This window comes from Streptomyces bathyalis, from assembly GCF_015910445.1.
Lineage (GTDB): Bacteria > Actinomycetota > Actinomycetes > Streptomycetales > Streptomycetaceae > Streptomyces > Streptomyces bathyalis.
This window is the reverse complement of sequence record NZ_CP048882.1, coordinates 5584883-5609456: the sequence shown is the minus strand read 5'-3', so window position 1 is coordinate 5609456 and position 24574 is coordinate 5584883. Positions and strand designations below refer to the sequence as shown.

The following is a 24574-nucleotide window of genomic DNA, read 5'->3' as shown; positions in this document are numbered from 1 at the left end:
CGGGGCAGGTACGGCCCTTGCAGCCGATGCCGGGAACAGCCAAGCGTCCGGCACTCTGAACTCGCGTGCCGACGTGGCGTATGCGGAGGACACCGAGCCGGCGGGAAGTCCCCAACTCCCCCTGCCCGCCGCTCCGGCTCCGGGTCTCCCCGGCTTGGCTCCCGCCCCTGGCCTGCCCGGTCTGGCTCCGGCCCCCGGTCTGCCCGGTCTGACTCCGGACCTGCCTGGTCTGCCTGGTCTGCCCACGGCGCCGGCTCCGGGCCAGGTCGGTGTGCCTGAAGCTCCGGGCCCAGGCCAGATCGGCGTGCCCAAGGCTCCCGGCACGGACGAGTCTGCTCTGCCCAAGGCTCCGGGTTCGGACCAATTGGTCGCGCCGGTTCCGGTTCCGGTCCCGACCCCGGAACCGGAACCGGAGGAGGCACCGCAACAGGCGCCGGCCGAGATCCCGCCTGCCCCGATCCCGGCCCCGGCGCCGGGGGCCTCGAACGAGGCGCCGAAGGCAGGTACACAGAATCCGACCACTCCGGTGGTCGGTGGCAGGGCCGAGATTCCCACCAGTCCGGAGTCGTTCGTCTTCGCTCAGGGAGGCGCCAACGACGAGTTCGTCTCGAGAACTGTCGGAGCCGGCGTCGGTGTCCCCAACAGGTCGTTCGTGGGCTCGTTCGGCGCACCCCCGAACGGCTTCAACGTCCGTGGCGATCTCACATTGTCGGCGTCGATCATCGATGTGAAGGCGGACGTAAAGGCCAACTTCAACCCCGCGACCGGAGAAGTCTCCGCTGCTGCTGCCGGAGGGATCCAGGCGAACATTCCGTTCGCGGGTCCGTTCTCGGGCAAGGGGGCCGCCGAAGTAAAGCCCAACGGCGAGATCAAGACCACCCTCACCGAGGGTAAGGAGCTGGATCTCGGCGACGGCCGCAACTTCTCCGTCGAGGTCCCGGAAGAGTCCAGTGACGGAAGTCAGGCCTCGCCCTCGGCCAAGGTCGGCTTCCCGGGAGGCGGACCGGCGGACCCCAGGACCTTCAAGGCGGACGGGCGGGTCGAGTTCGATCTCACGTCCAACCAGCCTGTGGACGAGCTGGCCACCCCAGGTGTTCCCGGTCTGACGGACGGTCCCTTCGGCCCGGCCAACGGCGTCGCCATGCCGGGCGTGCCCGCTCCCGGTGCGGTCGAGGCACCTGCCGTGCCCGAGGTTCCCGGCTTGGAGGAGTCCGCTCTGCCCGCGACTCCCGCGGCTCCCGCGCCTGCACCCGAGGCACCCCCAGCCGAAGCACCCGCGCCTGAGGCTGAGGCACCCGCACCCGAGGCGCCTGCGCCCGCACCCGAAGCACCCCCGGCCGAAGCACCCGCACCGCCTACGGCTGAGGCACCCGCAGCGGAGACTCCTCCGCCCGCACCGGAAACTCCCGCACCCGAAGCGCCCCCGGCTGAAGCTCCCGCGCCTGAGGCACCTGCTGACTCCGGTGGTGTCGGCGGCGGCGATGTCGGTGGTGGCGATGTCGGCGGTGGTGACCCCGGCGCGTTCTGAAGCGGCGTGAGTGAGCTGCTTCGGCAACTCTCCTGCTCCGTACCGCGATTCGAATGAGAGGAGGCCCGGATCGCCGGCCCTCCTCTCCCTCCACCGGTCCTGCGGGTGCCGCATCAAGCCCGGTCGGCCCTGACCGGGCCGCGCCACTGACATCACCCGTGAAGCAGTCCGCGCATGATCCGCCGGACGGACCTAGGCGTGCACGAGCCGCCGTCCCGCGGCTGCTGCCGCGCGCGCCTCGTCGTAGCGGTGCAGGACGAGCCGGGCCAGCGCGGGATGCGCACCGATCGGCGCCGAGGCGGTCCACGGGGCCGCGGCCGCGCAACGGGCGGCGAAGTGGCCGGGAGCCGTGAAGCAGGAGGCGAGGGCGATGCGGCTGTGCCCGGCGGCGCGCAGGATCTGTACGGCCTCGGCGACGGTCGGCCGGGCGGCGGAGGCGTACGCCGGGAGCACAGGGATGGTGCCGCCGAGCCGTTCGCGCAGCGCGGCCGCGATGCGCTGTGAGCCCTCGGCGGACTCGGGGTCGCGTGAACCGGCGGAGGCCAGCACGACGGCGTCCGGCCCGGCCTGCCCGTGGGCGGCCTCCCCACCGCGAAGGCCGTCCTCGCCCGGAAGGGCGCCCTCGCGCCGGACCGCCTCGTTCAGCCGGTCGTGCAGCGCCTCGGCGAGCAGCGGATGGGGCCCCAGGGGATCGGAGACGACACCCCGGAGGTGCGAAGCGGCGGCGAGGGCGCGCGGGATGTCGTGCTTGACGTGGTGTCCCGGCCCGAACAGCAGGGGTACGAGGACCACTTCGCCGCGTGCCGGAAGCGCGGACAGGGTCTGCGACAGCCGCGGCTCGTTCAATTCGATGTGGCCCAGTTCGACGCGGAGTCCGGGGCGCAGGGCCCGTACGGACGTGAGGAGTGCCGTGACCGTGGCCAACGCGCCGGGGTCGCGGGAGCCGTGCGCGACGGCGACGAGTGCCGGAGCGGCGGGCCGGCGTACCGCGGTGAGCTGGGTGTGGAGCTGTGCGGTGAGTCGGGTCATGAGCTGCGCCGTGCTGTCGAGGCCGTGGAGCGGTCCGGATACGGGCTCGAGGGCCGGTCCCGGTTCGGGTCCGGCTCCCTGTGCGGGTTCCGATGTGGGCGACGCCTTCATGGAGCGAGGGTGCCGCGTGGTGTTTGCCGTCCTGTTGCGCCGGCCCGCCCGCTTCGTTTCGTCGCGCTCACAGCTGCGACCTCACCGTTGGGACCTCGCTGCGCTGAGGACGCCTTGCCCGGCCCGTTACCTGGGCCGCGGCCGTCCGTAACAGGCGGGTCCCACACTCGTGCCATGCACGCGAAACCCCTCGCCGCCCGCTCCGGGACCGACACCCACTGTCCGTACTGCGCGCTGCAGTGCGGCATGACGCTGCGCCGCGCGGACGGAGGCGACGAGGCCGGAGGGCCGCCCGGCCTGGAGGTGGCGGAGCGCCCGGACTTCCCCGTGAACCGGGGCGCGCTGTGCGTGAAGGGCCGCACGGCGACCGAGGTCCTGGCACCGCACGCCCGCCTCACACGGCCCCTGGTGCGCCGCTCGTCCTCCGGTGAACTGGAGCCGGCCGAATGGGAGGAGGCCCTGGATCTCGTCGCCGCGGCCCTGGCTCGTACGCGTGACGAGCACGGCCCGGACGCGGTGGGCGTCTTCGGCGGCGGCGGGCTGACGAACGAAAAGGCCTACGCGCTGGGCAAGTTCGCCCGCGTCGTGCTCGGCACGTCGCAGATCGACTACAACGGCCGCTTCTGCATGTCCTCCGCCGCCGCAGCCGGAACGAGGGCCTTCGGCCTCGACCGCGGACTGCCGTTCCCGCTGGAGGACGTCGGCCGTACGGACTGCGTCGTGCTCGTCGGCTCGAACCTCGCGGAGACGATGCCGCCCGCGCTGCGCCACCTGACCGAACTGCGCGAACGCGGGGGCACGTTGATCGTCGTCGACCCACGCCGCACCCGCACGGCCGAGCATGCCGACCTGCACCTCGCGCCACTGCCGGGCACGGATCTGGCACTCGCGCTGGGGTTGCTGCATCTGGTGGTCGCCGAGGGCGGGGTGGACACCGGGTACATCGAGGCCCGCACCACCGGCTGGCCCGAGGCCCGCAGCGCGGCCATGGCTCACTGGCCGGAGCTGGTGGAGCGCGTCACCGGGGTATCCGTGCCCGAACTGCGCCGCGCGGCAAAGCTGTTCAGCGAGGCGGGTAACGCCATGGTGCTCACGGCGCGCGGACCCGAGCAGCAGTCGAAGGGCACCGACACGGTCGGCGCCTGGATCAACCTCTGCCTGGCGACGGGACGTCCGGGGCGGCCGCTGTCCGGCTACGGCTGCCTGACCGGGCAGGGCAACGGGCAGGGAGGCCGCGAACACGGCCAGAAGGCCGACCAGTTGCCCGGCTACCGCAGGCTCGACGACCCCGCGGCCCGCGAACACGTGGCCCAGGTGTGGGGCGTCGACCCGGCGTCCCTGCCGGGCCCAGGGCGCAGCGCGTACGAGCTGCTCGACGCGCTCGGCGGTGATGTGCGCACTCTGCTGCTGGCGGGCTCGAATCCCGTCGTCTCCGCCCCGCACGCCGCACACGTCGAACAGCGGCTGCGTTCACTGGACTTCCTCGCCGTGTGCGACGTCGTTCTGTCGGAGTCGGCGCGCCTCGCCGACGTCGTGCTTCCCGTGACGCAGTGGGCGGAGGAGACGGGTACGACGACGAACCTGGAGGGCCGCGTGCTGCTGCGGCGCAAGGCGGTCGACCCGCCCGCGGGCGTGCGCACCGATCTGGAGGTGCTGGAGGAACTGGCGGCGCGTCTCGGCTGGGAGAAGGGTTTCCCCGCCGGGCCGGAGGAGGTCTTCGACGAGTTGCGCCGCGCGTCGGCGGGCGGCCCCGCGGACTACTCGGGCATCAGCTACCGGCGCATCGCGGCCGAGGACGGCGTCTTCTGGCCCTGCCCGGAACAGACCGGCGATGACGGCTCACGGTCCCCGCATCCCGGAACCCCGCGCCTCTTCCTCGACCGCTTCGCGACGCCGGACGGACGGGCCCGCTTCGTCCCCGTGATGCACCGTCCGGCCGACGAGGAACCCGACGAGGGCTATCCGCTCCGCCTGACCACGGGCCGCGTGCTCTCCCAGTACCAGTCGGGTGCGCAGACGCGGCGTGTCGGCGCGCTCAACGAGGCCGCCCCGGGCCCGTTCGTCGAGTTGCACCCGTCGCTCGCGGGCCGCTTGGGTGCAGGAGAGGGCGACCCGCTGACGGTCGTCTCGCGCCGCGGACGTGCGGTGGCACCGGCACGCATCACACGCGGCATCCGTCCCGACACGGTGTTCATGCCCTTCCACTGGGACGGCGACGGCCGGGCCAACTCCCTCACCAACCCGGCGCTCGACCCGGTCTCACGGATGCCGGAGTTCAAGGTCTGCGCGGTACGCGTGGAACTCGCAGGCCCTACCGGACCGTGAGGCCCGCAGAGCCCGGACAGCCCGTCGCGCCCGGGAAGTTCGGGACGTCGGGGATCGCAGGGCGTGGCGCAGCATGCGCCATGAGAGACGAGCCGCGGCATCCCCGTCCACGCCGGGCCCGGGCTCCGGCCCGGTCCGGCCCGCCCTCGGCGGCCGAGTGCGCAACCGGGCGGTGCCACTGACGCGTCGCAGGAGACGTGCCCGACAGACATGCCTTCCGCGCCGGCCTGACCGCCCGCCGCAGACGTGCCGTGCAGGCGGCGATGGTGTGCTGCGTCCTCGGTCTGCTGCCCGCCACCTGGCTGCGGCTCTCCACGGACGACGTACGCCCGAACGCCGCGGTCGCCGCCGCGCCGTCCGCGCCCGTCGCCCTGGTCTTCGGCGCCGGCCTGTGGGACGGCGAGCCCTCCCCGTACCTCGCCCACCGGCTCGACGCGGCCGCCGACCTCTACGAACGGGGGAAGGTGCGGGCGGTACTGGTATCCGGCGACAACAGCCGCGAGGAGTACGACGAACCTGACGCCATGCGCACCTACCTGACCGAACGAGGCGTCCCCGAGCGGCACATCGCCGCCGACTACGCGGGCTTCGACACATGGGACTCCTGCTCGCGAGCGTCCCGCGTCTTCGGCGTCGGGCGGGCGCTCCTGGTCAGCCAGGACTTCCACATCCGCCGCGCCACCGCCCTGTGCCGTGCGGCGGGCATCGACTCCTATGGTGTGGCCGTGCCCGAGCCCCGCGACGCGACCTGGTACGCGGGCGGTCTGCGGGAGATCCCCGGCGCGGCCAAGGCCGCCTTCGACGCGGGCGTCACGCCGGACCCGCACTTCCTCGGCCCGCACGAACGCGGCGTGGACGAGGCCCTGGCGGACGCCCGCCGGGGCACGGACCGATGAGAAATTCGCACGACGCCGGACGGGCGGGACGGCACACTGCCCGCCATGGACCGTCAAGTGATCAGCAGCCTCGCCCACCGGGACCATCCCATCGCCGCACCGCTCCACGACACGTCCGTGGACCGGCTCCTCGTCCGGGCGCTGCCGCGCGGCGACGAGCGGATGCTCGACCTCGGCTGCGGCGAAGCTGCTTGGCTCGTACGGGCGTTGAGGGCCCGCCCGCAGGCACGCGGCGAGGGTGTCGACGTCTCACCGACGGCGCTGGCCAGGGCACATGAAACCGCCGGCGCCGCGGGACTGGACGGGCGGCTGACGCTGCACGAGCAGGACGCGGCGCGGTTCACCTCGCCCCACGCCTTCGATCTGGTGTCCGTCGTCGGCTCCACGCACGCCTTCGGCGGTCTCATGCCTGCTCTGGCCGCGGCCGGCGAGCTGCTCGCGGAAGGCGGCCGCGTCCTGATCGGTGAGGGCTTCTGGGAGCGCGAGCCCTCCCCCGCCGCCCTGGCCGGACTCGACGCCTCGCCCGGCGACTTCGACGATCTCGCCACAACCGTGGACCGCGTCACGGCGGCCGGCTGGACCCCCGTCCACGCGCACGTGAGCACACCCGGCGAGTGGGACGACTACGAATGGGCGTGGACGGGTTCGCTCTCCGCCTGGGCCCTGGACCACCCCGGGCACCCGGACAGTGCCCACGCGCTGGAAGCCGCGGCCGAACACCGCGAGGGCTGGCTGCGCGGCTACCGGGGGACGCTCGGCTTCGTGACGCTGCTGCTGCGCCCCTCCCCGCCGCCCCGGCAGAAGTAGCGCGCGGAAAACTCCGCCGGCACCGATGAGTTGCCGCCACCGCTATGGTCCACACAACAGCGGGGAAAGCCCCGCAACCCGGCAGAAACCCGGGCAGCGCACGGAAACCAGCGGAAGGTGGCGGCTCATGTCCACGAAGATCTTCGTCAATCTCCCCGTGAAGGACCTCGCCAAGTCCAGGGACTTCTTCTCCCAGCTCGGCTACGGCTTCAACGCCCAGTTCTCCGACGAGAACGCCGCCTGCCTTGTGATCAGCGAGGACATCTTCGCCATGCTGCTCACGGAGCCCTTCTTCAAGTCGTTCACGAAGAAGGACATCGCCGACTCCCGGACCAGCACCGAAGCGATGATCGCGCTGAGTGCCGAGAGCAGAGCGCAGGTCGACGATCTGTGCGACAAGGCCCTGGCCGCGGGCGGCAGCCCAGCGGGCGACCCGCAGGACCATGGATTCATGTACGGGCGCAGCTTCTACGACCTCGACGACCACCACTGGGAGGTCGTGTGGATGGACCCGGCGGCGATCGAGCAGCAGCAGGCCTGAACGGGCCGCCGTCACCCGGCGGTCGGCCCGGCAAACACACGGGCCTGCCCCGCCGGAGTGCCGCCCACTCAGCGGAAGAGCTCCGGTCCCGAGCGAGTCGGGACCGGAGCTCCGCTCTTGCGCTCGCGGGGCGCGTCGACGCCCCGGCCGACCGCTCTGGTTCCGGCACGCGGAGCGGCCTGGGCTGTCTACCGTGGGACGCTGTGAAGGTCCTGATCATCGGCGGTAGCGGGTTCCTGGGGACGGAAGTTGTGCGCCAGGCGACGGCCGCGGGATGGAAGACGGCCGCGACGTACTGTTCCCGTCCGGGCAGCTCGCCCGGAGTCTCCTGGTACCGGCTCGACCTCCGAGCGCCCGGGCACATCGACGAGGTGCTGGCGGCGGTGGCCCCCAGCGCGGTCATCAACACCACGAGCGGAAAGAGCAGTTGGGCGGTCACCGCCGTTGGCTCGATCCGCGTGGCGATGGCTGCGGCGAAACGCGGTTGCCGCCTGGTCCACGTCTCCGGCGATGCCGTGTTCTCCGGCTCCCGGATTCACTACGACGAGACCTGCCTGCCCGACCCGGTCACGCCGCACGGCGCGGCAAAGGCCGCCGCCGAGACAGCTGTGCGGCTTCTGGCGCCGACGGCCGCGGTCGCACGCACCTCATTGATCATCGGGGACGGCGGGTCCGTGCAAGAGCACATGGTCCACGGCTTGGCCGCCGGCACGCGCGACGGCGTCCTGTTCACCGACGACGTGAGGTGCCCCGTGCATGTCGAAGATCTGGCCTCCGCCCTGCGGGAACTGGCGGTGTCCGACCAGGCCGGGACATTCCATCTCGGCGGAACGGACGCGCTCAGCCGTCACGAACTCGGTGCTCTTGTCGCCCGACGCGACGGGCTGGACGCGACCCGGCTGCGCGCGGGGCGCCGGGCCGACACCCTCATGCTCGGAGCCCTCGACGCCCGCCTCGACAGCGGCGCCACCCAGCGGCGCATACGCACACGACTGCGTGGTGCTCGAGAGTTCCTCCAGGTCCGATAGGACGGACCCGGCCGGGTCCGTCCCGGCGGGTCCTGGCGAGCGGAGAGCGCCAGGGAAGGCCCACCTGCGACGTTGCAGAGCCGGATACAAACCGGCCATGGAACCCATCCAGGTGGGGCGAAGCCATGGGGTGCCTGCCGACTGCCGTCTGCCCCTGCGCCGTCCCGTCGCCCACGCGGCACGTCCGATTCGTTCAAGACCTCCGGTCGGTCCCCCGCCTAACGTGCGGCGCATGACACCACGATTCGATCTCATCGGGCTCGTCGCCGCCGACATGGCGGCCACCCTCGCCTTCTACCGCCGACTCGGCCTCGACATCCCCGCCTCTGCCGACGGCGAACCGCACGTCGAGGCCGCGCTGCCCGGCGGGCTGCGGATCGCCTGGGACACGGAGGAGACCATCCGCTCCTTCGACCCGGGCTGGGACCCCGGCCCCAAGGGCAGCGGCCGCATCGGCCTGGCGTTCGTGTGCGACTCCCCCGCCGAAGTGGACCGGCTCCACGCGGAGCTGACCGATGCCGGATACGAGAGCCACAAGGAACCCTGGGACGCCTTCTGGGGTCAGCGCTACGCCGTCGTGGCCGACCCCGACGGCAACGGGGTCGACCTGTTCGCCCCGCTCCCCTGAGGCGACAGCTCGCGCAGGGTCGCCCCGGCCAGAGCCCTGACCTCGCGCGAGAGATGGGCCTGGTCGGCGTACCCGGCGACGGCGGCCACCTGGGCGGGCGGCATGCCCCGGGCCGCGAGGCGCAGCGCGCCCTGCATGCGCAGCACCCGCGCGAGGGTCTTGGGCCCGTAGCCGAACGCGTCCAGGCAACGCCGGTGCAACTGCCGCTCGCTCAGGCCAAGGGCCCGGGCCACCGATGCCACTCCCCTGCCACGCGCGAGCAGTTCGGCCACCTCGCCGCTGGGGAGCGGCTCCCGCCCGGCGAGCCGCTCGGCCGCGATGCTCTCAAGGGCCCGCCCCGCAGCCGGGGCCTCCGCGATCCGCTCCTCCAGGACCCGCACCGCCGCTGACGGCCACAGCTCGCCGAGCGGCACACGCCGGTCGCGCAGCTCGTGGGCCGGTACGCCGAAGACGAGCGGGCCGGTGCCGGGCGGGAGACGGAGGCCCGTCATACGGGACCCGGCCGCCCGCGTGAAGAGATGCGCCCGCGTGTCGGGTCCCGCGACGACCAGCGCACCGTCCCACAGCAGCAGATCCATGCACCCGTCGGGCAGCACGCGCCCCTCCCCGTCGGGCATGGTGCCGTGCGTCCACACCACGGCACCGTCCACCAGCGACCGCCGCTCCCGGTACATGTCCACAGCATGCCGTCCGCCACCGACAATCGGCCCCGGCAGGACGAGGACCTCGCCGCTCACACCCCGCCGGGCCGTCCGCTGAGGGCACCGTTCCTCCGGGGAAACAACCGCGATGCGGCCGGGAAACAGGCAGGACCCACGCTCATGCCATGACCTTGCGAGAGCGTGAACGCGTGGTGGTGATCGGCGGCGGCATGGCCGGCGCCAGGCTCGCCCAGCAGCTCGGGGCCGTCGGCGCGCCCGTGGACGTCACGGTCATCGGCGAGGAATCACACGCCCCGTACAACAGGGTGCTGCTGGCGGACGTCCTCGCCGGCCAGTACCCGCCGGAGGTCATCACGCTGCCCGCGGGTCCTGCCCGCCGGCTGCCGGGAGTGCGAGCTGTCCGCATCGACCGTGCCGACCGGCGCGTGATGTGCGACGACGGCGGCGCCGTCCCCTACGACAAGCTCGTGCTGGCCACCGGCGCGAACCCCGTACTGCCGCCGCTGCGCGGCCTGTTCACCCCCGGCGGCGGTGAACTCCCGGACGGGGTACGGGCCTTCCGGACGATGGACGACTGCCTCGCCCTCCGCAGGGAGGCACGGGCGGACGTGCACGCCGTGGTGATCGGGGGCGGGCTGCTCGGCGTCTCAGCGGCGCGCGCACTTGCCCGCCGCGGGACCCAGGTCGTCCTCGCCCACCAGGGCGAACGTCTCATGGAGCGCCAACTCGACGCGGGATCTGCCGCGTTGCTGCGGCGGCACCTGGAGGAACTGGGCGTCGAGGTGCACACCGAGTGCCGGGTACGCGGACTGCTCACCCGGCCGCACCCTCCCGGCGAGGCGGTTCGTGGCGCCGGTGGCGACGGAGCGGGCCGGGCGGTCCGCGCCGTCGAACTCGCCGACGGCTGCACCCTCGACGCCGGTCTCGTCGTCGTCGCCTGCGGCGTCCGCCCCCGGACCGGGCTCGCCGAGGCCGCGGGCCTGACCGTGTCGCGCGGCGTCGTCGTCGACGACGAGCTGCGCACCGACGACCCGCACGTGTACGCGATCGGCGACTGCGCGGAACACGACGGCGTCCTCTACGGTCTCGCCGGCCCCGCACAGGAACAGGCCGACGCCCTCGCCCGCGTCCTGACCAGGGGTTCGGGCGCCCCGCACTACCGCGGCACGCGCGCCCTCACCCGCCTCACACTCGCCGGCAGCCCCGCGGCGCCCGCGCGGACACGGACGCAGGCCCCGCCCCACCCCCTGGACCTCGCCGCCTTCGGCGACCCGCTGCCGCGGGCGGACGACGACGTCGTCCACCTCGCCGACGCCACCCGCGGCACCTACCGCAAGGTCGTCGTGCGCGACGGCCGGCTCGCCGGCGGCATCCTCCTCGGCGACCTCACGACGGTCGGCGCCCTCGCCCGCACCTGGGAGAGCGACGAACCGCTGGCGTCCGAACCGCTGCTCCACCTGCTCACCCGAGACGGAGAGACCCTTCGATGACAACGCCGACGATCGTGCTGATCGGTCACGGAATGGTCGGCCAGCGCTTCCTGGAGGCTCTGGCCGCCCGCGGCACCACCGCGACAGCGAGGGTGGTCGTGCTGTGCGAGGAGTCGCGTCCCGCGTACGACCGCGTGCGGCTCACCTCGTACTTCTCCGGCACGGCCCCCGACGAACTCGCCCTCGCCGAGCAGGACTTCATCACCTCGCACGGCATCGAACTGCATCTGGAGGACCCGGCGACGGGCATCGACGTCGACCGGCGGACGGTCACGTCCCGCTCCGGGCGGACGATCAACTACGACGCGCTCGTCCTGGCCACCGGGTCCTCCCCGTTCGTGCCGCCCGTCCCCGGTAGGGACAGCACGGGGTGCTTCGTCTACCGCACCCTTGACGATCTCCTCGCCATCGAGACGTACGCGAAGAGCGCGGCACGCGCCGGAGTGGTCGTCGGCGGCGGGCTGCTCGGCCTGGAGGCGGCAGGCGCGCTGCGCGGGCTCGGACTGCGCACGCACATCGTCGAGTTGAGCGACCGGCTGATGGCGCTCCAGGTGGACGCGGGCGGCGGATCGGCGCTGCGCCGCACCCTGGAGGGCATGGAGCTGGACGTCCGCACGGGTGTGGCGGGCGAGCGGATCGAGGCGGACGCGGCCGGAGCGGTGACGGGCATGGCGCTCTCGGACGGCTCGCATATCCCCGCCGACATGGTGATCTTTGCGGCCGGCATACGCCCACGCGACCAGCTCGGACGCGACGCCGGGCTCGCCGTGGGCGAGCGCGGCGGCATCGTCGTCGACGACCGGTGCCGCACGGACCACCCGGATGTGTACGCGATCGGCGAGTGCGCCATGGCCGCCGACGGGACGGTGTACGGCCTGGTCGCGCCCGGCTACGAGATGGCGGAGACCGCTGCCGACGCCGTCACGGCCCGCCTGGCGCCGCCCGCACCGGAGGAGTCCCGCGCCTTCACCGGCGCGGACACCTCCACCAAGCTCAAGCTCCTCGGTGTCGACGTCGCCTCCTTCGGCGACGCGCACGGCACCGCGGAGGACAGCCTCGACGTCGTCTACTCCGACTCCCGCGCGGGCGTCTACAAGAAGCTGGTCGTCTCCCCCGAGGGCACGCTGCTCGGCGGCGTTCTCGTGGGCGACGCCGAGTCGTACGGCACGCTGCGGGCTCTCACCGGTTCGGTGCCGCCCGTGCCGCCGGAGTCACTGGTGCTCCCGGCGGGCGCAGGCGACAGCTCAACCACTGCCCTCGGTCCCGCCGCACTGCCCGACGACGCCGTCGTCTGCAACTGTCACAACATCGACAAAGGAACAGTCCGCGCGGCCGTCTCGGAACACGGCTGCACGGACGTACCATCGGTCAAGAAGTGCACCAAGGCCGGGACGGGCTGCGGCAGTTGCGTCAAGGTGCTCGGGCAGATCGTGGACGCCGAGCTGGAGGCGAACGGCGTCACCGTCGACAAGGGCCTGTGCGGCTGCTTCGCCTACACGCGCAGCGAGTTGTACGAGATCGTGCGCACTCTTCGGGTGACGTCGTTCGCGGGGCTTCTCGACTCGCACGGACGTGAGCAGGCCCGGCAGGGCGAGGGCTGCGAGGTGTGCAAGCCCGCCGTGGCCTCGATCATCGCCTCGCTTGCACCGTCCATCGGCGCCGAGGGCCACGTACTCGACGGCGAGCAGGCGGCGTTGCAGGACACCAACGACCACTTCCTCGCCAACCTCCAGCGCAACGGCTCGTATTCGGTCGTCCCACGCGTCCCCGGCGGGGAGATCACGCCCGAGAAGCTGATCGTCATCGGCGAGGTGGCACGGGACTTCGGCCTCTACACCAAGATCACCGGTGGGCAGCGCATCGACATGTTCGGCGCGCGGGTCGACGAACTCCCCGCGATCTGGACGCGGTTGGTGGAGGCGGGCTTCGAGTCCGGCCACGCGTACGGAAAGGCGCTGCGCACCGTCAAGTCCTGTGTGGGCAGCACCTGGTGCCGCTACGGCGTGCAGGACAGCGTGCGCATGGCCATCGACCTCGAACTGCGCTACCGGGGTCTGCGCTCCCCGCACAAACTGAAGTCGGCGGTCTCGGGGTGCGCGCGTGAGTGCGCCGAGGCGATGAGCAAGGACTTCGGCGTCATCGCCACCTCGTCCGGATGGAACCTCTACGTCGGCGGCAACGGCGGCGCGACACCACGCCACGCGGATCTGCTGGCGCAGGATCTGAGCGATGCCGAACTGGTGCGCCTGACCGACCGGTTCCTGATGTTCTACATCCGCACCGCGGACCGGCTTGAGCGCACCTCCGCGTGGCTGGAGCGGATCGAGGGCGGGCTCGGGCACGTCAGGGACGTGGTCGTGCACGACTCGCTGGGGCTCTGCGAGGAGCTGGAGGCGCTGATGGCCGACCACGTGGCGCACTACCGCGACGAGTGGTCCGCGACCCTGGCCGATCCGGAGAAGCTCTCCCGCTTCGTCTCGTTCGTCAACGCTCCCGGCGTACCCGATCCGACGGTGCGATTCGTCGCCGAACGCGAGCAGATGAAGCCGGACTTGACTCTCCTGTCCGGCCCCGACATCCCCGTGCGCAACGCGGCGGAGCGCACACCCGAACTCGAAGGGACGGCCACCCGGTGACCATCACAGCGACGACCGGTCCGATGACGGCGACGACGAGGGAGGCCCACGGGGCGAACGCCGCGTCCGCGCAAGGCTCCGTCACGGCGGCTGAGTTCGACGGTCCCCGCGTCGAAGTGCGTGACGATCAGGGGTGGTTCACGGTCTGCGGCCTGGACGACCTCACCCCCGGGCGGGGCGTGGCCGCCCTCCTGCGCGACGGCTCCCAGGCCGCGGTCTTCGTCGACCGTGCGGGCCGTACGTACGTCATCGGCAACCGGGACCCGTTCACCGGCGCCTACGTTCTCTCGCGCGGACTGCTGGGCTCGGCGCCCGGCGACCCGGCCGCGACGGAGGCCCCGGAGACCGGCCACTCGGGCAGCACCCCCTTCGTGGCCTCGCCGCTGCTGAAGCAGCGCTTCGACCTGCGGACGGGACGCTGCCTGGACGACGGGACGGTGAGCGTCCCGGTCTTCCGCTCCCGCACCCGCTGAACCCCTCACCCGGCCCGGGGCCCGGTCATCGCGGCCGGCCCCGGCGGGCGGCCCCGGCGGGCGGCAGCGCTCAGCCGCGCAGCTCCTCCGCGGCCCCGGCCACCCTGGCGATGAGCCGCAGCAGGGTCTCCTGCTCCTCACCGTTCAAGGGCGCCAGGAAGACCCGGTTCATCCGCGCGGTCCGCGTGACCAGCTTCCGGTGCAGCCTGCGGCCCTCCTCCGTCAGCTTGAGCACGTTGCGGCGCCCGTCGTCCGGATCGCGCACCCGCTCGACCAGTTCCCTCCCGGCGAGGCGTGCCACGAGGTCGGCGATGGTGGAACGGTCGAGGTGGACGTGCTCGCTGAGGGTGCGCTGGTCCATGCCCGGCTTCTCCTCCAGCGCGTTGAGCACGGCGAACTGCGGCGACGTGGTCTCCTCCGAGACCATCGCCCCCCACAGCAGGGAATGGGCCTGCTGGAGCCGGCGGGCGAGATGCCCCGGGTGCGTGCTCAGATCGACCGCGGCCATGCGCTCCCAGCTCTCCCTCGTCCTGTTCCTCCGTGCACGATTTCCGATCGTGTACTGACTGATTCTGGCGCCGCGAGCCACAGGGTGTCGAGCCCTCCCCACGTCATCCTGCACGTTCCGTGCCCTTGACGAGTCCGAACGGGTAGTGGCAGCGTCAGAAACCTCACCCGAAAATAATCAGCACACTGAGCAATTCGAGGTCGAGCAACAACCGCCGGAGCACCTCCCGGCCCCACATCACCCGCGCCGTCCAGTCCCAGTCCCCGTCCCCGTCCGCGTCCTCGCCTCCGTCCACGAGGAGGACCGACAGGAGCCGTCCATGCCCCTCACCCAGCGAGACATCGACCGCGAGATCGCCGAACTGCGCGACGCGTACGAGAAGTCACGCGCCGCCGGAGCGCCGGCCTCCCACCACCCGTCCCGGAACTACGCCCCGTACCGCAGCAGCATGCTCCGGTACCCGAAGCAGCCGCTCGTCCCCGTGAAGTCCGACCCGGAAACCGTCGAGCTGCACGGCCCCGTCTTCGGTACCACCGATGTCACGGACACCGACAACGACCTGACGACGCGGCACACCGGCGAGCCGCTCGGCGAGCGCATCACCGTCTCCGGACGGCTGCTGGACCGCGCCGGGCGCCCCGTACGCGGGCAGCTCATCGAGCTGTGGCAGGCCAACGCGGCGGGACGCTACGCGCATCTGCGCGACCAGCACCCGGCACCGCTGGACCCGAACTTCACCGGTGTCGGACGCACCCTGACCGGTGACGACGGCAGCTACACCTTCACCACGATCAAGCCCGGCGCCTACCCCTGGCGCAACCACGAGAACGCCTGGCGCCCCGCCCACATCCACTTCTCGCTCTTCGGCACCGCGTTCACGCAGCGCCTGGTGACCCAGATGTACTTCCCGGGCGACCCGCTCTTCGCCCACGACCCGATCCTGCAGTCCGTCACCGAGGAATCCGCGCGGCAGGCGCTGGTGGCCCGGTACGACCACGAGCTGTCCCGGTCCGAATGGTCCCTCGGCTACCGCTGGGACATCGTCCTGGACGGACCGTCCGCCACCTGGATCGAGGAGGGCCGCTGATGACGGACGAACACACATCCCTGCAGCCGACCCCGTCCCACACGGTGGGGCCCTTCTACGGCTACGCCCTTCCCTTCCCGGGCGGCGGCGACGTCGCCCCTGCGGGCCGCGACGGCACCGTCACCGTGCACGGACACGTCTACGACGGTTCGGGCGCGCCCGTACCGGACGCGCTCATCGAGCTGTGGCAGGCCGACACCGACGGAGACCTCGCGGGGGCGCCCGGCTCCATGCGGCGCGACCCGGTGAACGGTGGTCATCTCGGGCGCAACGGCGTGGACTTCACCGGTTTCGCACGAGTGGCGACGGACGCGGACGGCCACTGGACCGCGCACACCTTCCGGCCCGGCGCACGCGCGGGCCACGCCCCGTACATCAGTGTGTGTGTCTTCGCGCGCGGGCTCCTGCACCACCTCTTCACCCGCGTGTACTTTCCGGGAGACACTCAAGCGCACGCCGACGACCCGCTTCTCGCCTCGCTCGATGCAGAACGGCGCGAGACCCTGGTGGCAACGGCTGAACGTGCCACTGGCTCGTACCGCTTCGACATCCGGCTTCAGGGCGAGAAGGAGACCGTTTTCCTTGACTTCCAATGAACGAGGCTCCGGTACGGGGCCGGGGAGCAGCCCTGGCCCCGGACCGGAGGACGTCGGACTTCTCGCACCGGCACGGGCCGGTTCGGGCGCGGAGTCCGGCACGGGGGACGAGGCGGTGCTCCAGGCACTTCTGGACGCCGAGGCCGCGCTGACGCGGGCGCAGGCCGCCGTGGGGCTGGCGCCCCGCTCCGTCGCGTCGGCGGTCACGGAAGCCGCCCGTGCGGAACGCTTCGACGCACGCGGGCTGGCGCTGCGTGCCCGCTCCGGCGGCAATCCGGTGATCCCGCTGGTCGCGGACCTGACCGACGCCGTCGGGCGTGACGCCGCGCCGTACGTGCACAGGGGCGCCACCAGCCAGGACATCCTCGACACGGCGCTGATGCTGGTCGCCGCCCGCACGCTGGACACGATCCTCCCCGACCTGGACCGCACGGCGCGCGAGCTGGCATTGATGGCCGCCGAGCACCGCGACACCCCCATGCCGGGGCGGACGCTGACCCAGCACGCGGTGCCCACGACCTTCGGCCTGAAGGTCGCCGGCTGGCGCAGCCTGGTGCTGGACGCCCGTGACCGGCTCTCGGCGGCACGTGCCGGCCTCCCCGTCCAACTGGGCGGCGCGGCGGGCACGCTGGCGGCGTTCGCGGCCTACGCCGAGGCGGACGCCCACGCGGGAACGGACGGCGACGGTACGGGCCCGAGGACCGGTCCGGGCAGCCACGGGCCGGAGTCGGAGTCCCCCGAAGAGGCAGCGCACGGCGTTCCCGCCACCGACCTGGGCCTCAGGCTGCTGGCCGCCTACGCGCGTGAGCTCCCACTGGCCGAACCCCCGCTGCCGTGGCACACGCTGCGCACGCCCGTCGCCGATCTCGGGTCGGCCTGCGCCTTCGCCTGCGGCGCCCTGGGCAAGTTCGCCGCGGACGTGCTGGTGCTCTCGCGCAGCGAGATCAGCGAGGTGGGCGAGGGCGACGGAGGCAGCTCGTCCGCCATGCCGCACAAGACCAACCCCGTGCGTGCCACGCTCGTCGCCGCCAGCGCGCGTCAGGCCCCGGCCCTCGCCGCGACGCTGCTGTCCTCGCTCACGGCAGAGGACGAGCGCCCCGCGGGCGCCTGGCACGCCGAGTGGCAGCCGGTGCGCGACCTGCTGCGGCTGACCGGCGGCGCGGCACACGAGGCGGCCGAACTCGCCGAAGGGCTCCAGGTCTTCCCGTACCGGATGCACGAACACCTCGCCCTCACCGAGGGACTGATCGTCAGCGAGCGCCTGACCGTGGCCCTCGGGCCGCTCCTCGGCCGCGCCCGCGCGCGCAAGCTGCTGGACGCCGCCTCACGGATGGCCGTGGACGAGGGCATCACGCTGGACGAGGCCCTCGAGGAGGAGGAGCCGACCCTGCACGAGATGCTCTCCAGGGACCGGCTGCGTGACCTGACGGACCCGACGCACTACACGGGCTCCGCGCCCGCCCTCACCGACCGCGCGCTGCGGCGCGGCCCGACGCCCGTCCGTTCGTCCGTTCCGGCGCACGGGCCCGCACAGCCGCCCGGCACCGCACAGGACGCGGAGAATCAGGGAAGTTGGCGCAGAAGCAGCCCCGATGACGCAGACGACGCAGCAGCCCCCGACCGAGAGCGGTGACAGACCATCGGCATCGGAATCCCACCTCCCGCCTCGCCCGGCGACAGCGGAAGCGATACACCCCGCAGGTCGAGCAGTCCCGGGGACATCACCGTGACCGCTCTCGGCGGGCCCGCTGCCGAGCCGCTCCCCTACCACCGGGTCGACGGACCGGCCGACGGCAGGCCGATGATCCTCGGGCCGTCCCTGGGCACCTCGCTGGCCGTGTGGGAGCCGCAGCTTCCCTCGCTGATCCGCACCCACCACGTGCTGCGCTGGGACCTTCCGGGGCACGGGGCCTCCCCGGCCGAACCGATGGCGGGCTCCTCCAGCGAACTGATCCCCAACGACGGCAGCGCCACCGTGGGGCACTTGGCCGAACTGGTGCTCCGCACGGCCGACGCCCGGGGCTGGGAGCGGTTCGCCTACGCCGGGGTGTCGCTGGGAGGCGCCGTCGGCCTGTACCTCGCGGTGCACCACCCCGAGCGGCTCACGACGCTCTCCATGGTCTGCTCCTCGGCCCGCTTCGGAGAGCCCTCCGCCTGGCGTGAGCGTGCGGCGGCCGTGCGTGCGAACGGCACCGAGTCCATGATCGCGTCCCGCCCCGGTGTGTGGTTCTCGCCCGAGTACGGGAGCACGCCGCACGGTGCGGCGATGCTGGAGGATCTGCGCTGTACGGAAGCCGCCGGGTACGCGGCCTGCTGCGACGCCCTCGCGTCGTTCGACCTGCGGGACCGGCTCGCCGATGTGACGGTGCCGACCCTCGCCGTCGCGGGACGCCTCGACCCGGCCACGCCGCCCGCGCACTCCCGTGAGATCACCGACGGCATCCCCGGCGCCGCCCTGGTGGAGGTCGCCGGGGCCGCGCATCTGGCCAACGCCGAGTGTCCCGACCCGGTCACCTCCGCCCTGCTCGTCCACCACGAAGGCGTGCCCGGCCAGGCGGACCGCCGGTGAGCCCGGCGCGGGCGGCCGGCGGCGACCCCGTGAGCCTCGCAACCCCCCTGCGGCTCCCTCGCGCGGTCCGTCCGGCCGCCATACGCTGAGTCGCATGAGCTGGACAGCGCGCAGCATCCCCGACCAGAGCGGGCGTACCGCGGTGGTGACGGGCGCCAACAGCGGCATCGGCTACGTGACTGCGCGCGAACTGGCGCGGCGCGGCGCCCGGGTGGTGCTGGCGTGCCGCAGCGAGCAGCGCGGCGCCGCCGCTCTGGACCGGCTGCTCTCCCAAGTGCCCGAGGCCCGCGCGGAGTTGCGCCTGCTGGACCTGGCGGACCTGGCGTCCGTACGGGAGTTCGCCAGAACGCTGCCCTACCGCCGGCTCGATCTGCTGGTCAACAACGGTGGCCTGATGGCGGTTCCCTACGGACGTACCGCCGACGGCTTCGAGACGCAGTTCGGCGTGAACCACCTCGGTCACTTCGCCCTCACCGGGCTGCTGCTGGAGCGGCTCCTCGCCGCGCCCGGCGCCCGCGTGGTGACGGTCGCCAGCATGGCCCACTTCCTGTCCAACATCGACATGAACGACCTCGGCAGCGAGCGCCACTACCGCCCGATGGTCGCCTACGGCGCCTCGAAGACGGCCAACCTGCTCTTCGTGCGGGAGCTTGCGCACCGTGCCGACCACCAGGGCCTCGATCTGACCGTCACGGCCGCCCACCCCGGCTATGCGCGGACCGAACTGCAGGCCAAGGGCCCGCGGCTGGCGGGCAAGGCGGGGCGCGAGCGGGTGACGCAGCTGTTCACCGACGCGGTGGGCGCCTCGGCGGACCAGGGTGCGGCGCCGGTCCTGTACGCGGCGACCGCGCCGTACGTGCACGGCGACACCTTCTACGGTCCGCGCATCCTGGGCGTGCGAGGCGGCCCCGGTCCGGCCTGGCGGGCCCCGTGGACGCGCAACGACATCGCGGCGGCGCAGCTCTGGGCGGTCTCGGAACGGCTGACGGGGGTCACCTACGCAGTGAAGTGACCCCCGTGCTCCGACCCGGGGCCCTGAGCGGGGACGGTGCCGGCGCTCCTGACGCGGGGCCTCCTCCGGTGCCGGCCGGGGGGTGCCGCTCAACCGCCTCTCGCCGCCGTACTGCCCCCGTACCTCCGCCGTCGGCTCGGTCGGAGCCTTTGTGCGTGACCTCGGGATCGGGCATGGTTTCCTGCGTCCGTGCGGTGCCACCGGGGAGGACCGCCGCCCGCCCGCCGGTCCGGCGTCCGGTACACCCCATACATCCCGTACTTCTTGTTCGTCCGTTCACGCCGGAGCCGCCCGCCCGGCGCGGCGGGAGGAGGCAGCCGTGATCCGCGTACTCGTCGTCGACGACGACTTCATGGTTGCCCGCCTGCACAGCACCCTCGTCGAGCAGGTGCCGGGCTTCACCGTGGCGGGAGCCGTGCACAGCGGCAAGGACGCCCTGGCGGCCGTGCGCGAGCTGCGGCCCGACCTCGTGCTGCTGGACATGTACCTTCCCGACCTGCCGGGCCTGGAGGTCCTGCGGGAGCTGCGCGGCACCGGCGGGCCGGAGGAAGGCCCCGACGTGCTGGTGGTCACCGCCGCCCGTGATGCCGAGACCGTGCGGGGCGCGCAGCGCGGCGGCGCCGTGCAGTACGTCATCAAGCCCTTCGAGGGGCAGCTGCTCAAGGAGCGGCTGCTCCGGTTCGCGGAACGACGCGAGGCCCTTGCGGCGCTCCAGGCGCCGGAACAGCGGGACGTGGACCGGCTGTTCGGCGACGCGTCCGCCCCCGGCGGCGAGCCCGGCGACCCCGGCACGTCCGGCCTCCCGGGCGGCAGCGGCACCGAGGGCTCCGGAGCGCACCGCCCGCATGCGAGGGAGGACGGGGCCGCCGGCCGTACGCGGCTGCCCAAGGGCCTCACCGAGCAGACGGCCGGACTGGTGCGTGCCACGCTCGACGCCGAGACGGATCCCGCGGGCCTTTCCGCTTCCGAGTGCGCCGGGCGCATCGGCCTGTCCCGTGTGAGCGCCCGGCGGTATCTGGAGCACTTCGTCTCCGTCGGGACCGCCCGCGTCACCCTGCGGTACGGCACCACGGGGCGTCCGGAGCGCCGCTATCACCGCGTGGATCCGTCCGGCTCCGAGGCCCCCGCGCAGACCGGTCCGTAAATCGGGCGGAAAGCGTGATTCGCGCCACAGAAACCCCGTGACCGGCGTCACATCGGCGACTTCACGCTCATCCCGGTCCGTTCAATTCCCTTGCACCGTAAGGCGAATGGAACGGCACGCCTTAACCCGTACATGCCAATTTCCGCGATCTTCATCTTCCGTGGATTCTGCGCCTTTCTTGTGGTGACGAATTCCTTCTGATTAACGTGCAAGCCCACCGCGTCTCCCGTGCGGTGGTCCGCTGCCGGAACGCCGAATCCTGCCACCGGCCCGCGGAAATCACGCAATCCCAGCCCGGCAGGAGCGGGGGACCCAGGTAAGTGCCGCGCGTTTCGCCCCCTTGGAAACGCACGGCTTGGGGTGAAGCCGCACGCGAATGCCCCCTCGCATTCGCCGCGGCCGGGCTGCTCCAGCCCGAATCCGACAGCTCACCTCGCAGGCGCAGGAGAGGAACAGCCCTATGTCCGGACGCGGTCGACACCGTCGTCAGTCCAATCGCCGTATCCCGCGCGGAGTGTCGCGCACTTCCCTCGCCATTACGGCGGGCGGTGCGGGCATCGCCCTGCCCTTCATCGGCTCGGGCACCGCGAACGCCGCCTCCGTGGACACCTGGGACAAGGTCGCCCAGTGCGAGTCCACGGGCGACTGGTCCATTAATTCCGGCAACGGCTACTACGGCGGCCTCCAGTTCAGCCAGAGCACATGGGCCGCCAACGGCGGCACGGAATACGCACAGCGCGCCGACCAGGCCACCAAGGAAGAGCAGATCAAGGTCGCCGAGAAGGTGCTCGACAGCCAGGGCCCCGGGGCCTGGCCCTCCTGCGGCGCCAAGGCCGGGCTGAGCGCGGACAGCGCCGCTCCGGACCTGTCGGGCGGCTCCGACAAGCAGGCGAAGGCCGCTGCCGGCGAGGCCGACAAGAAGGCCGAGAAGTCCAAGCCCAAGAAGGCCGGGAAGAAGGACAGCCCGAGGAGCGGCGAGAAGTACACCGTCGAGACCGGGGACACCCTCAGCGCGATCGCCCGCGAGCACGACACCAAGGGCGGCTGGCAGGGCCTGTACAAGGCGAACCGGAAGACCGTGGGCTCCGACCCCGACCTGATCCGCCCGGGTCAGAAGCTCAGCCTCGACGGCGAGGCACGGGCCTCGCGCTCGCAGCCGCAGCGCAGCGAAAAGGCACCGCGGGCCGGCGCCACGCATTCCTCCGGCTCGAAGTACGGGAACAACCTCGACGGCTGGATCCGCGAGTCCCTGGACATCATGAAGTCCAAGAACATTCCCGGGACTTACAACGGCATCAAGCGCAACATCATGCGGGAGTCCGGCGGCAACCCGAACGCCGTCAACAACTGGGACATCAATGCCCAGAACGGCACCCCGTCCAAGGGTCTGCTGCAGACCATCAAGCCGACTTTCGACTCGTACCACGTCGAGGGAACGGCCAATAACATGACCGACCCCGTCGCGAACATCGTGGCCGCCTGCAATTACGCGGCCGCCAGGTACGGCTCGATCGACAACGTCAACGGACCGTACTGACCGAGCGATCCACCGGACCCGGTCCGACGGGTCGGTGACAAGGCCGGCGACAACTCAACACAGGTGCGGTGCGATTCAGCATTCCTGCGATTCTCCGAATCGTCCACGGATCAGCGATTCGGCGAATCGGCTGTCCACCGCATTGCCACGCCGATGGCGGCTCGTTCACCGGATTCCTTCCGGGGGACCAGCCGCCATCGGCTTTTCCTTGTTCCGCGTTGTCACGGGCGGCGCAACGGATTCCGCCCGCGGCCCTTCACGGCTGGAATGTCTCCTCGGCACGCACCGCGACTTCGAGAACCAGCGGCCGTGTGCTGTCGGGGAGTTCGGGAAGCAGCGCGTCCAATTCGGCGAGGAGTTGGGCGTGTCCGGTGACACGGCGCGCCGAACAGCCCAGGGCCTTCGCCATGCCGGAGACGCTGACTTCCTCGAAGTCGGGCCAGGGCGCGGTGTTTTCGTGCTTGTCCGCGAGCCGGTCCATGATCGCGTAGCGCCCGTTGGCGAGGACGACGAAGACGACGCCGACCTTGTAGCGCACGGCCGTCCACAGCGCCTGTATCTGGTAGAGCGACGACCCGTCGCCGACGACCGCCACCACCGGGCGCTCCGGCGCTCCCATCCGCACGCCGATGGCCGCCGGCAGCGCGAACCCGAGCGCGCCCATGGCGGCGCTCAGGAATCCGAGGGGCCGACGCGCGGGCACGAGCGCGTGCAGATCGGGACGGCTGGAGGGGGTCTCCTCCACCAGCACCGTCTCCTCCGGCAGCCGCCGCGCGAGCTCCGCCAGTACGTGTGCGGCACGCAGCGGCTCCCCCTTGGCGGGCGGCGGGGGCGGAACGGCCCGCTCGGCGACGGGCCGCACGGCGTCGGGCGTCCGTGCGGCACCGCCTTCGCCCTTGCCAGCGGTCTGGGCGAGCGCCGTGCAGAACGCGGGCAGTTCGGCCACCACGGCGAGTGCGACCGGGGCCCGTTGGGCCTCGGCCGGGTCGTCCGTGACGACGGCGAGGCGCGTGCCCGCCCGCACCAACGGACCCTTCTCGTACGGGTACTGGCGGAAGACGGGCGCCCCCACGCTCAGCACCAGGTCGTGCGCGCCGAGGACCTCCCGCAGCCGCGTCCGGTCGGCCGGCAGATGGCCGGCGAAGAGCGGATGGTCCTGCGGGAATCCGGCGCGGGCGCCGAAGGACTCCTGCCACACGGGGCAGCCGAGCCGCTCCGCGAGGAGCGTCAGCGCCTCCCAGGTCACCGGGTGGTCGGCTCCGGCACCGACGACCATCGCGGGTGCGCTCGCCGCGTCCAGCAGCGCGGCGACCTCCCCCACGTCGCCGGTGTCGGCGGCAGCAGGAAGCCGCAGCTGCGCGGGAGCGGGAAGCGGCAACTCCTCCGCCGGCTGGGCCCAGTCGTCCATCGGGACGATGACCAGCGCGGGGCCGCGCAACGTACGGGCGGCGTGTGCGGCCCGCGCGATCGCGCCCGGCACGTCCTGCGCACGCGGAGGCGTCTCGGTCCGTACGGGATAGTCGCCGGCGAGCTGTTCCAGGCGCCCCGCGAGAAAGGGCTCCTGGACGAGGTGGCGGCGGTCCTGCTGGCCGACGACCACGACGAGCGGCGCGCGGTTCACCCGTGCCGTGGACAATGCGCCCGCCGCGTTCCCGAGGCCGGCGGTGGTGTGCAGCAGCGCGAGCGCGGGCGCCTCGCGCGCGATGGCATATCCGGTGGCGGCCCCGATGACCGAGCCCTCGTGCAGCGCGAGCACGAAGCGGATGTCCTCGGGGAGGCCGGCGAGGAAGGGCACCTCCGTCGAGCCGGGGTTGGCGAACACGGTGGTCAGGTCGTGCCGGCGCATCACGTCGAGCGCCGCCTCGCGGACGGTGGGCATGAAAGTGGAGCTCCTGTTGCGGTGACTTGCGGGGCCGGCCGGAGTGCCGGCCCCTCGTTCTGCCGTGTGTGCGGACGGCTGCCGCGGA

Annotated in this window: 22 protein-coding genes and 1 riboswitch; of the genes, 17 read left to right on the top strand and 5 right to left on the bottom strand. The window is 72.5% G+C overall.

Annotated elements, in window-relative coordinates; translation table 11 throughout:
• Positions 1-526 precede the first annotated feature (526 nt).
• A complete protein-coding gene (locus G4Z16_RS32185; RefSeq protein WP_207794553.1) occupies positions 527-1528 on the top strand; it encodes a hypothetical protein in 1002 nt (333 codons plus the stop codon).
• Between the two features lie 192 nt (positions 1529-1720).
• Here the strand turns inward: G4Z16_RS32185 and G4Z16_RS24280 are convergent, their stop codons facing one another.
• Positions 1721-2668: a sirohydrochlorin chelatase gene (locus tag G4Z16_RS24280; protein WP_197352787.1), complete on the bottom strand. Its 948-nt coding sequence runs from the start codon at positions 2666-2668 to the stop codon at positions 1721-1723.
• A 174-nt stretch (positions 2669-2842) separates the two neighbouring features.
• On the opposite strand from G4Z16_RS24280, the gene G4Z16_RS24275 reads away from it, so the two are divergent.
• The 6 genes from G4Z16_RS24275 (at position 2843) to G4Z16_RS24250 (ending at position 8893) form a co-directional block, all read left to right on the top strand.
• Entirely contained in the window at positions 2843-4993 is a 2151-nt protein-coding gene (locus G4Z16_RS24275; RefSeq protein WP_197352786.1) for a molybdopterin oxidoreductase family protein, read from the top strand.
• 197 nt (positions 4994-5190) lie between these two features.
• Positions 5191-5889 carry a SanA/YdcF family protein gene (locus G4Z16_RS24270; RefSeq protein WP_246531033.1) on the top strand — a complete coding sequence of 233 codons (699 nt, stop codon included), beginning with the start codon at positions 5191-5193 and terminating at the stop codon, positions 5887-5889.
• A 45-nt stretch (positions 5890-5934) separates the two neighbouring features.
• Positions 5935-6696 carry an SAM-dependent methyltransferase gene (locus tag G4Z16_RS24265; RefSeq protein WP_197352785.1) on the top strand — a complete coding sequence of 254 codons (762 nt, stop codon included), beginning with the start codon at positions 5935-5937 and terminating at the stop codon, positions 6694-6696.
• A gap of 127 nt (positions 6697-6823) precedes the next feature.
• Complete coding sequence (locus G4Z16_RS24260; RefSeq protein ID WP_197352784.1) at positions 6824-7237, top strand: VOC family protein; 414 nt, start codon at positions 6824-6826, stop codon at positions 7235-7237.
• Positions 7238-7440: 203 nt separating this feature from the next.
• Positions 7441-8265, top strand: coding sequence for an SDR family oxidoreductase (locus tag G4Z16_RS24255; RefSeq protein ID WP_197352783.1), 825 nt, complete (start codon positions 7441-7443; stop codon positions 8263-8265).
• Between the two features lie 232 nt (positions 8266-8497).
• A complete protein-coding gene (locus G4Z16_RS24250; protein ID WP_197352782.1) occupies positions 8498-8893 on the top strand; it encodes a VOC family protein in 396 nt (131 codons plus the stop codon).
• On the opposite strand, the gene G4Z16_RS24245 is transcribed toward G4Z16_RS24250, so the two are convergent.
• Positions 8833-9567, bottom strand: a complete 735-nt coding sequence (locus tag G4Z16_RS24245; protein ID WP_197352781.1) for a helix-turn-helix transcriptional regulator — start codon at positions 9565-9567, stop codon at positions 8833-8835. The genes G4Z16_RS24250 and G4Z16_RS24245 overlap by 61 nt on opposite strands.
• A gap of 152 nt (positions 9568-9719) precedes the next feature.
• Between G4Z16_RS24245 and G4Z16_RS24240 the strand changes: the two genes are divergently transcribed.
• From G4Z16_RS24240 to G4Z16_RS24230, 3 genes are read left to right on the top strand one after another with little or no spacing between them, the layout of a single operon-like run.
• A complete protein-coding gene (locus G4Z16_RS24240) occupies positions 9720-11045 on the top strand; it encodes an NAD(P)/FAD-dependent oxidoreductase (RefSeq protein ID WP_197352780.1) in 1326 nt (441 codons plus the stop codon).
• Positions 11042-13681, top strand: coding sequence for a nitrite reductase large subunit NirB (gene nirB / locus G4Z16_RS24235; protein WP_197352779.1), 2640 nt, complete (start codon positions 11042-11044; stop codon positions 13679-13681). The genes G4Z16_RS24240 and nirB overlap by 4 nt, the downstream gene beginning before the upstream one ends.
• 2 nt (positions 13682-13683) lie before the next feature.
• Positions 13684-14154 carry a nitrite reductase small subunit NirD gene (locus G4Z16_RS24230; protein ID WP_425508180.1) on the top strand — a complete coding sequence of 157 codons (471 nt, stop codon included), beginning with the start codon at positions 13684-13686 and terminating at the stop codon, positions 14152-14154.
• A gap of 70 nt (positions 14155-14224) precedes the next feature.
• On the opposite strand, the gene G4Z16_RS24225 is transcribed toward G4Z16_RS24230, so the two are convergent.
• Positions 14225-14662 (bottom strand): MarR family winged helix-turn-helix transcriptional regulator, encoded by a 438-nt coding sequence (locus G4Z16_RS24225; protein WP_028435027.1) that lies wholly within the window; start codon positions 14660-14662, stop codon positions 14225-14227.
• A gap of 163 nt (positions 14663-14825) precedes the next feature.
• On the bottom strand, positions 14826-14957 hold the full coding sequence (locus G4Z16_RS32990) for a hypothetical protein (RefSeq protein ID WP_281393717.1): 132 nt from the start codon (positions 14955-14957) through the stop codon (positions 14826-14828).
• Between the two features lie 24 nt (positions 14958-14981).
• Here G4Z16_RS32990 and pcaH point away from each other — a divergent pair, with 24 nt between their 5' ends.
• The 7 genes from pcaH (at position 14982) to G4Z16_RS32985 (ending at position 22607) form a co-directional block, all read left to right on the top strand.
• Positions 14982-15749 carry a protocatechuate 3,4-dioxygenase subunit beta gene (gene pcaH, locus G4Z16_RS24220; protein ID WP_197352778.1) on the top strand — a complete coding sequence of 256 codons (768 nt, stop codon included), beginning with the start codon at positions 14982-14984 and terminating at the stop codon, positions 15747-15749.
• Positions 15749-16345 (top strand): protocatechuate 3,4-dioxygenase subunit alpha, encoded by a 597-nt coding sequence (gene pcaG / locus G4Z16_RS24215; protein ID WP_197352777.1) that lies wholly within the window; start codon positions 15749-15751, stop codon positions 16343-16345. Before pcaH ends, pcaG begins: the two co-directional genes overlap by 1 nt.
• Positions 16332-17978, top strand: coding sequence for a class-II fumarase/aspartase family protein (locus G4Z16_RS24210; RefSeq protein ID WP_246531031.1), 1647 nt, complete (start codon positions 16332-16334; stop codon positions 17976-17978). The genes pcaG and G4Z16_RS24210 overlap by 14 nt, the downstream gene beginning before the upstream one ends.
• A 93-nt stretch (positions 17979-18071) precedes the next feature.
• On the top strand, positions 18072-18914 hold the full coding sequence (locus G4Z16_RS24205) for an alpha/beta fold hydrolase (protein WP_246531030.1): 843 nt from the start codon (positions 18072-18074) through the stop codon (positions 18912-18914).
• A 94-nt stretch (positions 18915-19008) separates the two neighbouring features.
• Complete coding sequence (locus tag G4Z16_RS24200; RefSeq protein ID WP_197352775.1) at positions 19009-19926, top strand: oxidoreductase; 918 nt, start codon at positions 19009-19011, stop codon at positions 19924-19926.
• A 319-nt stretch (positions 19927-20245) separates the two neighbouring features.
• Positions 20246-21070, top strand: a complete 825-nt coding sequence (locus G4Z16_RS24195; protein ID WP_197352774.1) for a response regulator transcription factor — start codon at positions 20246-20248, stop codon at positions 21068-21070.
• Positions 21071-21346: 276 nt separating this feature from the next.
• Positions 21347-21525, top strand: a riboswitch (cyclic di-AMP (ydaO/yuaA leader).
• Between the two features lie 59 nt (positions 21526-21584).
• Positions 21585-22607 (top strand): transglycosylase family protein, encoded by a 1023-nt coding sequence (locus G4Z16_RS32985; RefSeq protein WP_343070899.1) that lies wholly within the window; start codon positions 21585-21587, stop codon positions 22605-22607.
• Between the two features lie 256 nt (positions 22608-22863).
• Here G4Z16_RS32985 and G4Z16_RS24185 read toward each other — a convergent pair whose 3' ends face one another.
• Positions 22864-24486, bottom strand: coding sequence for a thiamine pyrophosphate-dependent enzyme (locus G4Z16_RS24185; protein WP_197352772.1), 1623 nt, complete (start codon positions 24484-24486; stop codon positions 22864-22866).
• Positions 24487-24574: the final 88 nt, after the last annotated feature.